This window comes from Rhizobium sp. 01N447_2, from assembly GCF_056399245.1.
Map to the genome: position 1 here is coordinate 22,076 of NZ_JBFTQY010000068.1, position 11,815 is coordinate 33,890.

At 60.7% G+C, this 11,815-nt stretch carries 14 protein-coding genes; 3 read left to right on the forward strand and 11 right to left on the reverse strand.

From position 1 onward, the window contains the following. Positions 1–19: 19 nt before the first annotated feature. The 5 genes from AC1ECN_RS30800 to AC1ECN_RS30820 all read right to left on the reverse strand — a co-directional run bounded on the left by AC1ECN_RS30800 (position 20) and on the right by AC1ECN_RS30820 (position 6,115). A complete protein-coding gene (locus AC1ECN_RS30800; RefSeq protein WP_130655128.1) occupies positions 20–865 on the reverse strand; it encodes a polysaccharide deacetylase family protein in 846 nt (281 codons plus the stop codon). A gap of 241 nt (positions 866–1,106) precedes the next feature. Next, positions 1,107–2,990, reverse strand: a complete 1,884-nt coding sequence (locus tag AC1ECN_RS30805; protein WP_130672324.1) for an ABC-F family ATP-binding cassette domain-containing protein — start codon at positions 2,988–2,990, stop codon at positions 1,107–1,109. A 133-nt stretch (positions 2,991–3,123) separates the two neighbouring features. Continuing rightward, positions 3,124–4,173, reverse strand: coding sequence for a GGDEF domain-containing protein (locus AC1ECN_RS30810; protein WP_130672325.1), 1,050 nt, complete (start codon positions 4,171–4,173; stop codon positions 3,124–3,126). A 382-nt stretch (positions 4,174–4,555) separates the two neighbouring features. Then, positions 4,556–5,332 carry an NYN domain-containing protein gene (locus AC1ECN_RS30815; RefSeq protein ID WP_477955053.1) on the reverse strand — a complete coding sequence of 259 codons (777 nt, stop codon included), beginning with the start codon at positions 5,330–5,332 and terminating at the stop codon, positions 4,556–4,558. Between the two features lie 273 nt (positions 5,333–5,605). Next, positions 5,606–6,115, reverse strand: coding sequence for a DinB family protein (locus tag AC1ECN_RS30820; RefSeq protein WP_027689735.1), 510 nt, complete (start codon positions 6,113–6,115; stop codon positions 5,606–5,608). A gap of 139 nt (positions 6,116–6,254) precedes the next feature. Between AC1ECN_RS30820 and AC1ECN_RS30825 the strand changes: the two genes are divergently transcribed. Together AC1ECN_RS30825 and ndk are read left to right on the forward strand one after the other, a co-directional pair. Further along, entirely contained in the window at positions 6,255–6,944 is a 690-nt protein-coding gene (locus AC1ECN_RS30825; protein WP_027689736.1) for a glutathione S-transferase family protein, read from the forward strand. Positions 6,945–7,025: 81 nt separating this feature from the next. Further along, positions 7,026–7,448, forward strand: a complete 423-nt coding sequence (gene ndk / locus AC1ECN_RS30830; protein WP_003547097.1) for a nucleoside-diphosphate kinase — start codon at positions 7,026–7,028, stop codon at positions 7,446–7,448. Between the two features lie 73 nt (positions 7,449–7,521). On the opposite strand, the gene AC1ECN_RS30835 is transcribed toward ndk, so the two are convergent. Together AC1ECN_RS30835 and AC1ECN_RS30840 are read right to left on the reverse strand one after the other, a co-directional pair. Beyond that, positions 7,522–8,025 carry a hypothetical protein gene (locus tag AC1ECN_RS30835; RefSeq protein ID WP_018070540.1) on the reverse strand — a complete coding sequence of 168 codons (504 nt, stop codon included), beginning with the start codon at positions 8,023–8,025 and terminating at the stop codon, positions 7,522–7,524. Continuing rightward, entirely contained in the window at positions 8,022–8,567 is a 546-nt protein-coding gene (locus AC1ECN_RS30840) for a CGNR zinc finger domain-containing protein (protein ID WP_018070539.1), read from the reverse strand. The genes AC1ECN_RS30835 and AC1ECN_RS30840 overlap by 4 nt, the downstream gene beginning before the upstream one ends. Positions 8,568–8,632: 65 nt before the next feature. Between AC1ECN_RS30840 and AC1ECN_RS30845 the strand changes: the two genes are divergently transcribed. Continuing rightward, positions 8,633–9,529, forward strand: a complete 897-nt coding sequence (locus AC1ECN_RS30845) for a branched-chain amino acid ABC transporter permease (RefSeq protein ID WP_018070538.1) — start codon at positions 8,633–8,635, stop codon at positions 9,527–9,529. 1 nt (position 9,530) lies between these two features. Here the strand turns inward: AC1ECN_RS30845 and AC1ECN_RS30850 are convergent, their stop codons facing one another. From AC1ECN_RS30850 to AC1ECN_RS30865, 4 genes are all read right to left on the reverse strand, one after another. Further along, positions 9,531–9,992 (reverse strand): molybdenum cofactor biosynthesis protein MoaE, encoded by a 462-nt coding sequence (locus AC1ECN_RS30850; protein ID WP_018070537.1) that lies wholly within the window; start codon positions 9,990–9,992, stop codon positions 9,531–9,533. Between the two features lie 196 nt (positions 9,993–10,188). Further along, positions 10,189–10,443: a molybdopterin converting factor subunit 1 gene (gene moaD / locus AC1ECN_RS30855; RefSeq protein WP_017959832.1), complete on the reverse strand. Its 255-nt coding sequence runs from the start codon at positions 10,441–10,443 to the stop codon at positions 10,189–10,191. Next, complete coding sequence (pgsA, locus tag AC1ECN_RS30860) at positions 10,440–11,030, reverse strand: CDP-diacylglycerol--glycerol-3-phosphate 3-phosphatidyltransferase (protein WP_003547103.1); 591 nt, start codon at positions 11,028–11,030, stop codon at positions 10,440–10,442. The genes moaD and pgsA overlap by 4 nt, the downstream gene beginning before the upstream one ends. Before the next feature lie 215 nt (positions 11,031–11,245). After that, a partial coding sequence (locus AC1ECN_RS30865) for a helix-hairpin-helix domain-containing protein (protein ID WP_477955058.1) occupies positions 11,246–11,815 on the reverse strand: 570 nt, incomplete at its 5' end.

An 11,815-nucleotide genomic window follows, 5' to 3' on the forward strand; every position in this document is an offset into this window, starting at 1 on the left:
CGATTTTCGGGCCGATGCGCTAACGGGTCGTCACGAAATCGGCCGAGGCGACGACGGTGTTCGGCACCTCGGTCTTCTTGAATTTCAGCGTCACCACCTTGTAGCCTTCGGTCTCGAGTTTCGAGAGCAGGGTCGGCAGCATCGTCGCCGTGCGTTTGTGGATGTCATGCATCAGGATGATGCCGCGGCCGCGCTTGTGCAAGAGGTTCATCGTCCGCTGCGTTATGGAGACCGGCGTCGTGGTGAAGTAGTCCTTGCTGTCGATATCGACATCCATGACCACCATGTCGCGCATGGCGACCGCGGCGCGCAGCCTGTGGCTCTCGGCAAGATAGGGGAAGCGGAAGAAGGAGACATCGGTTCCGGTCGCCTTGGTCACCGCCAATTCGCCCTTGATCACCTCGGCCATCGCCGCGTCGAAACTCAGTGAATCGAGGTTGGCGTGATCATAGGTGTGGCTGCCGATCGTGTTGCCGTCCTGGGCGACCTTGCGGGCGAGCGCCGGATGCATCTCGGCCATCTCGCCGACCATCATGAAGGCGCCCTTGACGCCGAATTGGTCGAGGATTGCCAGCACCTTGTCGGTCCGGCCGGGGATCGGGCCATCGTCGAAGCTGAGGATCACCTCCTTGCCCTGTAGCTTGAGATCGGCGAGCGAGGAGACCTCCAGTGTCCGTCCGGCCAGATGGTGCGGGCCGGCAAGGCGCGGCGTCGCATCGTCGCCGGCATAGGCAAGTTTCCGCTCTTCGGGCGCGATCACCGAGGAGGTCTTGATCGTGGTATCGGGAGCGGCTTGTCTGGTGGTGCTGCAGGCGGAGAGGGCGGCCGTGAGGGCTATGCAGGACAGAACGAAAAAACGATACATGGAAAGGGCTCAACAAATCGGTAACGAATGTTGAGACAACCTTTCGGATTATGGTTAACGATCGGTTGATAATGACCGAAATTGCGTTGATGCGCGGCACTTCGCCACGCTTTCGCTAGAGCATGATGCCGAAAAGTGTGAGCGGTTTTCGGGCGACATCATGCTCTAACTCTTTAATTTAGAATAGGATTCAGATTTTAGGCCGATCCCGCCTAAAATCATCCTGTTCTAAGACCTGTGGCTATCCCGCCATCGCTTCTTCGTATTCGGCCGACAGCATCAGCCAGTCTTCCTCGGCGGCAGCCAGGTTCGCCGCAGCTTCGCCGCGCTGCTTTGCCTTCTCGGCGGCTTTAGCGGGCGTCTTCTCGTAAAGGGCCGGATCCGCAAGTTCCGAGTCAAGCGCCTGAATCTGTTTCTCCAGCTTCGCCGTCAAGGATTCGATTTCGTTGATCTTTTTCCTGAGCGGCGTCAACGAGGCGCGACGTTCGGCATTGAGCTTGCGCTGGTCGGCCTTCGACGTCGCGTCTTCAGTCAGCTGCGGCTTTTCTTCTTTTTTTTTACCGGATGTGACGATGAGGTCGCGATACTCGTCCATATCGCCTTCGAAGGTCGTCACCGTGCCACCATTGACCAGCCACAGCCGATCGACCGTCGCCTCGATCAGATGGCGATCGTGCGAGATCAGGATGACGGCGCCTTCGTAGTCGTTCAGCGCCTCGATCAGTGCGCGGCGGCTGTCGATGTCGAGATGGTTGGTCGGCTCGTCGAGGATCAGCAGGTTGGGCGCGTTGAAAGCGGCAAGCCCCATCAGCAGGCGGGCTTTTTCGCCGCCGGAAAGATCCTTGGCGGCCGTCGCCATCTTCTCGGTTGCAAGCCCCATCTGGGCGACGCGGGCGCGCACCTTGGCTTCCGGCGCGCCGGGCATCAGCCGGCGCACATGCTCCACCGGCGATTGCTCGGGGATGAGGTCGTCGAGCTGGTGCTGGGCGAAGAAACCGATCTTCAGGCTCGGCGCGATCTTCACTTCACCGCTCTCCGGCGCGAGCCGGCCGGAGATGAATTTGGCGAAAGTCGATTTGCCGTTACCGTTCGAGCCGAGCAGGGCGATGCGGTCGTCATTGTCGATGCGAAGATTGAGGTTTTTCAGGATCGGATTGCCGGGCTCGTAGCCGACAGCACCGCTCTGGATCGCGACGATCGGCGAAGCCGGCTGCTTTTCCGGCTCGGGAAAAGTGATCGGCTGAACGTGGTCCTCGATCACCGCGGCGACCGTTCCCATGCGTTCGAGCGCCTTGACGCGCGATTGTGCCTGCCGGGCCTTGGAAGCCTTGGCCTTGAATCGGTCGATGAAGCCCTGCAGATGTTTGCGCGCCGCGTCGTTCTTGGCCTTGGCCTTCGTCTGCAACTCGTCGGCTTCCGCCTTCTGCCGCTCGAACTGGTCATATCCGCCACGATAGAAGGTGAGTTTCTTCTGGTCGAGATGGACGATCGCATTGACCGCATTGTTCAGGAGGTCGCGATCGTGGCTGATGATGATGACGGTGTGCGGATAGCGCCTGACATAGTCTTCCAGCCACAGCGTGCCTTCGAGGTCGAGATAATTGGTCGGCTCGTCGAGCAGAAGCAGATCCGGCTCCGAAAACAGCACGGCGGCGAGGGCGACGCGCATGCGCCAGCCGCCGGAGAAGGAGGAGGCGGGGCGGGCCTGCGCCTCTTTGTCGAAGCCGAGGCCCGCAAGAATGCTCGCCGCACGTGCTTCGGCCGAATGCGCGTCGATATCGACAAGGCGCATCTGGATTTCGGCGATGCGGTGCGGATCGGTCGCCGTTTCCGCCTCGGCAACAAGGGCCGTGCGTTCCTTGTCCGCGGCAAGCACGATCTCGATCAGCGCGTCTTCGGTCGCAGGCGCCTCCTGCGCCACTTGGCCGATGCGTGCGGCTTTCGGGATCGACACCGTTCCGCTCTCCGAGCCGAGATCGCCGGTGATGACGCGAAAAAGCGTGGACTTGCCGGCGCCGTTGCGCCCGACGAGCCCGGCCTTCGTGCCTGAAGGCAGCGAAACGCTGGCATTGTCGAGAAGCAGGCGCCCGGCGATGCGGGCGGAAATATCGGTGAGCGTGATCATGGCCGGCGTTTTGGCCGAAAGCGCTCGCCAAGGCAAGAGCGCTTATCCCCGGGACAAGCTTGCTTGTCCCACGACAAGCTTGCTTGCGCTGGCAAGCTTGCTTGTCCCGCGGCCAGAACACGTGTCCGCCGCTTCAGCGGCCGAAAGCCTGCACCGGCAGTCGAGGGTTCGATTGCGCGGCGAGAAGCGCCACGCGGGCATTCGCCTGCAACTGTCCTGGCGTTGCAGCATCGGTGCTGAGCGCCACGCCGATCGAGATGGTGAGCCTGCCGCGATCGGTCTTGTCGGATGTCGCGAAGACGAGRTTGTCCTCGACGGAGGCGCGCAGGCGCTCGGCGATAGCAATTGCATCCTGCATGCCGACATTGGAAAACAAGAGGGCGAATTCGTCACCCTCGGTGCGGGCAATGAAATCGTTTTTCTTGATCGACTTTTGGAGGAGTCCGGCGAGCTTCTTCAGGAGCTTGTTGCCTGCCTGCGTGCCATATTTGTCGTTGAGATCGGTGAAATGGTCGATATCGACCATGATCAGCGCGCTGCCGGCGGCACCTTCTTCCCGCTCGTAGAGATCGGCGATCGTCCGGTTCAGCGCAATGCGGTTCGGAAGTCCGGTGATCCTGTCGGCGATGGCGGCTGACTGCATCGCCGAAATGCCGCGCTCCAGCGTTTCCAGCGTCTTGATGTCGTCCTGCAGCTTCGCGCCGATTTCCATCTCGGCTGCAAGAACGGTCGAAAGCGATGCAGTGAGGTAATCGACCTCGCTGAGGAAGGCGGCAAGGCTCTGGTCGTCCTGGCCGGAAACGGATTTCAGGATAGCGCCGCAAGCGCGCGCAAAGGTATTCTTGTGCTTCAGCCCTTCGGCAAGCCTTTCCGCCACATCGCGCAGCATTCGGCTCGCCTCGTTCCGTGATGTCTCGCCTGCCAGCCCGCAATGGCCGACGAGGCGATATTTCAAGCCGAGCTCGTCGAGCATCGGCTGTTGCGGCTGTGGTCCAAGTGCTGCGATATCCTGCGCAAGGCCGGCATTCAGCCCGATGATTGCCTCGTGAAAGAGTTCGTAATTGCGCGGCAGTGCGGCGACGTTCAGGCGCGCCATGTGCTGGGCGATCTTCTGAATATCCGCCATCGGCGCCGGGCGCGCCGCCTCGCGCGGCACCAGTGCGTTTGCGCTTGCATTCTGCATGACGATCCCTCGCGGCTCGGCCTCATCTCTCACATCACGCTATGCCCGCAAGCTTTTAAGAGAGGCTGAATTTTCAACGGGGAAGCCCTGGATCGGCGGTGGAACCGGCAAAGGCGGTTAATGCCGTGTTGAGGGCGAAGGCCTCACACCCTGTAGCGTGCAAAATCGAATGGCTTTTCGCGCAACATCGAATGGCAACAGAGTATTTTGATCTCCCGGCCCCAAAAGGCTTGAAAAGGGGCCCTGGTGATAGCTGGTTGCAAGACGAGCAACGCTGCCAGGCTGGACTCTCGGAACACACGGAAATCAGTCTCTGTTAAGGTTGGGAGCAATGTCCGATCGGCTCGCGGGTCATCCTCGTCTCACATTTCGTATTGCCAGCTTAAGCCTTCTTGAGGCGAACTAGTATTATTTTCGGGTTGTCTGGTGCTCRCTCGACATCGACGATACCGAACGACCTCACGAGATCGCTTAGCCTGGGGAAGCCGTAGTTGCGTGCATCAAAGTCGGGCGCTTGCTTCGCCAGATGCCCTCCCACTTGCGCCAGATTGGCTCGACCGTCTTCATCAGCAGTTGCGATAATCGCTTTGGTCAGCATGTCTCGTGCCGTTTTGTTCAAGCCCGCCTTTTTAGACGTCGCCTTGGCGGCGGCAGGTTTGGCCTGGACTGGGTTTTGGGCGGGAGCCGTTGCTTCTTCGACCTCCGCAGCCGGAGCATTGAGCACATCGAAATAGACGAACTTGTCACAGGCGGTGATGAAGGGGCGAGGAGTCTTCCGCTCACCGAACCCATAGACGGTAACAGCTTGTTCCCGGATTCTCGCCGCCAGCCGCGCAAAATCGCTGTCACTGGAGATAATACAGAATCCCGCGAAACGACCAGTATACAACAAGTCCATGGCGTCGATGATCATTGCGCCATCGGTCGCGTTCTTCCCAGTCGTATAGGCGAATTGCTGAATTGGCTGGATGGAATGTTCGAGCAGGCATTCCTTCCAGCCCTTTAGGTTGGGAGCGGTCCAGTCACCGTAGATGCGTTTGACGCTAGCGGTTCCGTAGTTGGCAATCTCAGCCATGAGGCCGCGGACGATCTTTGGCGAAGCGTTGTCGCCATCAATCAACAGCGCTAGGTGTTTAGTTCCGGAATTTTCTGTTGCCATTTATCTCTCCCGCGATGTTCGCAAAACTATATGTCGTGCAGTCTATTGCAGCTGCGACAATGTGGAAACAGGGAGTTGATAAGGGTAACGAGAACGGAAAGGACACTTGGGCAGCCGCTGCGAAGTATATCTACCCAAAGGCGTCTTAGATCGCTTAGGGCATAGGCTTACGATGATCATCGGCCTCGTCGCGCTATGCGCGTGAACCTAGCTTGCGGTAACGTTAGTGCTCGTCGGGTTCTTGTGTTCTCACTTTTTTATTTAGATCGGGCCTCACATCCACTCGCGGCCCTCGCTGCGCAGGAAGTAGATGAGATCAAGCATGAGGCTCGGCTTGCCGAGCGCCGTCAGCGTCATGTGGCATTGGCCGCGATGATGGGTCTGGTGGTTGAAGAGATGCGCGAGCGCCGGAGCCAGCGGCTGGGTGATCTTGATCGGCTGCGTCACCGGCACATAGGTGAAGTCGGCGGCGAGGGTTTTCTCGTCCAGCATGCCCGTCCAGGCAATGATACGCTCGTCCTCGATTTTGCGTGCGGCGGCAAGCGCATCCAGATCTTCGAAGAGCACGGCATCGAGTGTCCCCGGCGCTTCGCCGGTGCCGGTGAAGCGCTTCATCCATATCCGGTCGGCGACGATCAGATGATTGAGCGTGCGATGCAGCGAACCGAAAAAAGCGCCGTGGTCGCTGCGGAATTCTGCATCGCTGAGTTCGGCCGCAGCCGCATAGACTTGCGTGTTGGCCCAGCGATTATAGGCGGCGAACATCCTGTAATGTCTGAGCATCCTGTCCCCTCCCGTATCGTATCGGCAGTCTAGCCGGTTTCCCTAGAAAGCCGAGTGATGACGCCATGAAATTTCCTGATTTGATCGCAGCCGCTTTCTGTCGTGGAATGGATAGAGCTGCGATCTCGAAAGGACTGTCATGACCAGAGCCCTCTATTCCCTCTGCGGCGCCGACGAGCGGCGCTTCTTTTCGCCCCATTGCTGGAAGGCGGTGATGGCGCTGGCGCATAAGGGCCTCGATTTCGAGGAGATTCCGACGACCTATGCCCGCATCCGCGCGATCGGTGGCGGCGTCTCGTCGATCGTGCCGGTTCTCGACGACAATGGCCGGCTGGTCTCCGACAGTTTCGACATCGCCCTCTATCTGGAGGAGGCCTATCCCGAGCGGCCGTCACTGTTCAACGGCGAGGGCGGCAAGGCGTTGTCGCGGATGGTGGAAGGCTATTCGCAGATGATCATCCATCCGGCGATCATGCGCATCGCCCTTCTCGACATCCATGCGAACCTCGACGAGGGAGACAAGGCCTATTTCCGCGAAAGCCGGGAGACTCGGCTCGGCAAGCCGTTGGAGGTGGTTGCCGCCGATAGCGAGGTGGAGAAGGCCGCCTTCGGTGCCAAGCTGGAGCCGCTTCGGCACATGCTGAAATTCCAACCCTTCATCGGCGGCCAGACACCGCTCTTTGCCGACTATATCGTCTTCGGCGCGCTGCAATGGCTGCGTGTCTCCGCCGGTCTCGCCATGCTAGCCGCTGACGATCCCGTCATGGCCTGGTTCGAACGCTGCCTCGATCTCCACCAAAGCCGCGGCAGGACTGTGACAGCGGCGTGAAATTGCCGCCGACCTCTTGTTTTCGGGCGTTGGGGCGGGTAAAGACCGCCCACTTTTCCCGAGAAAACAGAGGATTTGACTATGGCGATTGAACGCACCTTCTCGATGATCAAGCCGGATGCAACCAAGCGCAACCTGACGGGCGCCATCACCAAGATGCTCGAAGATGCCGGCCTGCGTGTCGTCGCTTCCAAGCGCGTCTGGATGAGCCGTCGCGAAGCCGAAGGCTTCTACGCCGTTCACAAGGACCGCCCCTTCTTCGGCGAGCTGGTCGAAGGCATGACCTCCGGCCCGACCATCGTCCAGGTGCTGGAAGGCGAAGGCGCGATCCTCAAGAACCGCGAGATCATGGGCGCCACCAACCCGGCAAACGCTGACGAAGGCACGATCCGCAAGGTTCATGCTCTGTCGATCGGCGAAAATTCCGTTCACGGCTCGGATGCTCCGGAAACGGCTGCCCAGGAAATCAAGTACTGGTTCTCCGATACCGAAATCGTCGGCTGAGGCATTCGCCGGCAATGCCTTGAATTGACTCTCGAAAGCCGGGGCCACGCCCCGGCTTTTTCTATGCATTTCTCTATGCCGGGCATTTGTCGGTATTCGAGAAATCGACGCTGCCGTCAGGCTTGAAGACCTCCGGGTTCTTGTCATAAAGCGCGCCGAGGACGAGCGGTTTGCTCGGCAGGACGGTCTGGTCGAGGTCGGACCGGAACTGCGTCTTCAATTCCTGCAGCACCTTGCCATCCTTGTCGACCAGCCGGACACTCACGGAATAGGGACGGTCCTTGCGCACACAGTGCAGTTTTTCGCTCTGCAGCGCGATCTTGTCGTCGATCGGGTAGATCTTCTGGTTCAGCACCAGCGGATCGCCCCCCTGCGGATTTTCGAATTCGGCGATGATGACCGAACCATCGGGGATAGGCCCGGTCTTCTTCAGCGTCAGCAGATAGGTGGCGCTCGCCACCCGATAGTTGAAGACGAAGAGATGGCCGGTGACCTCGACCAGGTTTTCAGCCTGGCGCTGGCAGGCGGAAAGCAGAAGGGCGGCCGCCGCCGCCATCACGATCCAATAGTTTCTCATGGCGTCTCCTCCTTCTTGAGGCGATAGTGACGGTTCGCCTTGGTGCGGTTGCCGCACACCGCCATGTCGCACCAGGCCCGGCTCCTGTTCTTGCTGCGGTCGATGAACAGCCAGCCGCAATTGCCGCAGATCTTCATGCGTTCCGGATCGGGCATGGCGATCAGCCGCAGTGCCGAATGGGCGGTCGCCGCGGCCAGGCTGCCGGGGCTTGCGTCGCGCAACGCCTTCGCCAGCGCTTGCAGCAGCCTGGCCAGCAATTGGTCGTCGCCGCCATTCAGTATACGCTTGCGGAAATAGAGGTCGATCGCTTCCCGCAGTGCGATGAAATCCGCTTCGTTTTCCGCCGCCACCGGCGCGATATCGCCGAAGAGGGCGCGCTCGGCGCAGAATTCGGCGGCGGCGCGTGGAAAGCTCTGCATTTGATCCCTGACCGCGAAGCGGTCGATCCGCCGCGTTGCATCGTGGCGCAGAACGACGCTGTTGACGACATCGAGCGCCAGCGCGCCGCCGGCAAAGCGGTGAGGGGTCCAGGAAAAGCTCATGATGAAATTATAACTGGTGAAATAGGTTTTACTAGTTATAATTTTGATGACGCGGAGTGTTCGGAATGGCCTATCTTCTGCAGCAGCTGGCGAATGCGGTTCCGCTTGCCGCCCTCTATGCCGCGCTTGCCTTCGGTTATGCCGTCGCCTTCGGCGTGACGAAGCGGGCCGACATCACCTATGGGGCGATCTTTGCCTTTGCGGGCCAGATCCTGCTGCTCTTCACCGAACTCGCCTATGTCAGGTTTTGGCTGGTGCTGCCGGCCGCCCTTGCCGTCGGCGCCTGTGCTTCCATCGTCTATTCGCTGGCGGCGGGCCTATGGATCGGCCGCTCGATCATGCTGCCGCTGGTCAACAAATCGCCGAATACGGTCATCGTCGCTGCCCTCGGCATCATGATCGTACTGATGGAGACCGCCCGGCTTGCCGCCAATACCCGCTCTATCTGGCTGCCGCCGTTCCTGAACGACACAGTCGTCTTCTGGAGCGACGGGCTGTTCAAAGTGACGCTCACCCATATCCAGCTGATCAACACGGTACTGATGTCTGCCATTGTCGCTGTGGGCACGCTGATCCTCAGACGCACGGCCTGGGGCCGCGTCTGGCGCGCCGTTACCGATGACCCGCTGGCGGCCGAACTCTGTGGCACGAGCGCCGATCGCGTCTTTCTCGTCGCCTATGCGGCAGCCGCCCTCGTCGCCACGATCTGCGGCATCCTCGCCACCTTCTATTACGGCTCGATGGATTTCGGCGCCGGCCTGATGTTCGGACTGAAGGTGCTGTTGATCGCAGCCGTCGGCGGCTACTCCGATCCGCTGCGCTCGGCAGGCGGCGCTGCCGGGCTTGCCGTCGTCGAAACCATGTGGGGCGCCTATGGCCCCTTCGTCTGGCGGGATCTGGTCATYTTTTCGCTGCTCGTCCTGCTCTTGGTGATGAGCCGCCGGGAGCGTGTTATTCTCTAACTTATTTCCACTTGTCGCGCGCCGCGTCGTCGGCGTCTTTCGCTGAGACCCAATCGCCGCTGGCGCCATCCCTGGCGTGCTCCTTCTTCCAGAAGGGGGCCGCAGTCTTCAGGAAATCCATGACAAAATTGGCGCCGTCGAACGCCGCCTGCCGGTGCGGTGCGGCTGCGACGACGAGCACGATATTCTCGCCGGCTGCGATCTTTCCGTAGCGGTGGATGGCGGTGAGGCCGAGAAGTCCGAAACGCGCGATGGCAAGATCGCCGATGCGCAGCATCTCCGCTTCGGCCATGCCGGGATAATGTTCGAGTTCGAGGGCCGCCAGCGTGCCGCCTTCATCGCGGCAGAGGCCGGAAAAGGTGACAACGGCGCCAATGCCGGATTTGCCCTTGGAGAGCAGATCGACCTCGGCCTGCAGGTCGAAGTCCTCATGCTGGACGCGGATGGTGGGGGTGGCGGTCACGACAGCCTCCCCCTTCTCCCCAGCGGGGAGAAGATGTCCGAAGGACAGATGAGGAGGGTGCGCGGCGAAAGCCGCGAACGCACTGAGCTCAAGCGAAGGGCAGTACCTGCGGCCGCGGCCCCCTCATCCGCCCTTCGGGCACCTTCTCCCCGAGGGGAGAAGGGAGGGGAATATGCCGCATCCGATCTCATCCCAGTCACCCACCCGTCATCGGCGGAAATATCCCGATCTCCCGGGCGCCGGATATCGGCTCGTCGTGCTCGACATGCTCCATGTCGAGCGCCACGCGGATCACGTCGGGATATTGAAGTGCGGTCTCATATTCTTCGCCCAGCGTCTTCAAATGATTCAGGAGATCGGCAACGGTGACGACGGAGGAGGGGAGGTCGATCTCCTCCTCGCCCTTGCCGATGCGCTCGCGCACCCAGGCGAAATAGACAAGCCGCGTCATTCCTCGTCATCCACGATATGTTTCACGCCGGCGCGGAAATAGTCGTAGCCGGTATAGATCGTCAGCAGCGCCGCGATCCACAGCAGTGCGATGCCCGTCTGTGTCGTATAGGGGAAAATCTCGTCGCCGGCCGGGCCGGCGAGCAGGAAGGCGATGGCGACGAGCTGCAGCGTCGTCTTCCACTTGGCGATCCGCGTCACCGGTACGCTGACCTTCAGCGCCGCCAGATATTCGCGCAAGCCCGAAACCAGGATCTCGCGGCAGAGAATGGTGATCGCCGCCCAGATCGACCAGCCGGCGATCGTCTGGTCGGCCGCGACCAGCAGAAGGATCGAAGCGACCAGCAGCTTGTCGGCGATCGGATCGAGCATGCGGCCGATATTCGACGTCTGGTTCCAGATGCGCGCGAGATAGCCGTCGAGGAAATCGGTGAGCGAGGCGATGACGAAGATCCACAGCGCCACCCAGCGCGCCGTGTTGCTGATCGACAGCCTGCCCTCGATGAAGAAGCAGAGAACGATCAGCGGTACGGCGAGGATACGACCGTAGGTCAGAAGATTGGGAATGCTGTACGCACGCGATGCCATGGGATCGTTTCTCTGAATTGATGCGCCGCTAAAGCGCCGCGCGTCTTTTCAGGCGCGCAAAGGACGCTGTAACACTTTAGAATATCCGCATCGAGCTTTCCGAAAGTCGATTCCGATTTTCGGGCCGATGCGGTAGATGACGGCTTTGGCCGCGGACCGTCAACATTCTTTCTGTCTTTTCACCGCCTTTGCGTGGAATTTGCGACGGACGCCGGTTATTTCGCGGCGTCGTCGTGGAAATGGTTATAGACCTGCTTGGCGACGGCTTCCGATATGCCTTCCACCGCCATCAGGTCGGACAGGGCGGCGCGCGAAACCGCCTTCGCCGTGCCGAAATGCTGGAGCAGTGCGCGTTTGCGCGATGGGCCGATGCCGCCGATCTCATCGAGCGGGTTCTTGATCATTTCCTTCTTGCGCCGCGCCCGGTGCGAGCCGATCGCGAAACGATGCGCCTCGTCGCGCATGCGCTGGACGAAGTAAAGCACCGGATCGCGCGGCGGCAGCGTGAAGCTCTCGCGGCCCGGCGGGAAGAAGCGCTCGCGCCCGGCCTCGCGGTCGACACCCTTGGCGATGCCGATCGCCATCACGCTGTCGGTGATGCCGAGTTCGGTAAGGATGGCGCGCACCGCCGTCATCTGCCCCTGGCCGCCGTCGATGAGGATCACATCGGGCCAGGTGGGGAAGGGCATGTCGGCAGCGTCGGGTGTGGCCGCCTGCACCGTCCGGTCAGGAATGCCTTCCTCCTTGATCAGCCGCGAGAAACGCCGCGTCATCACCTCCTTCAT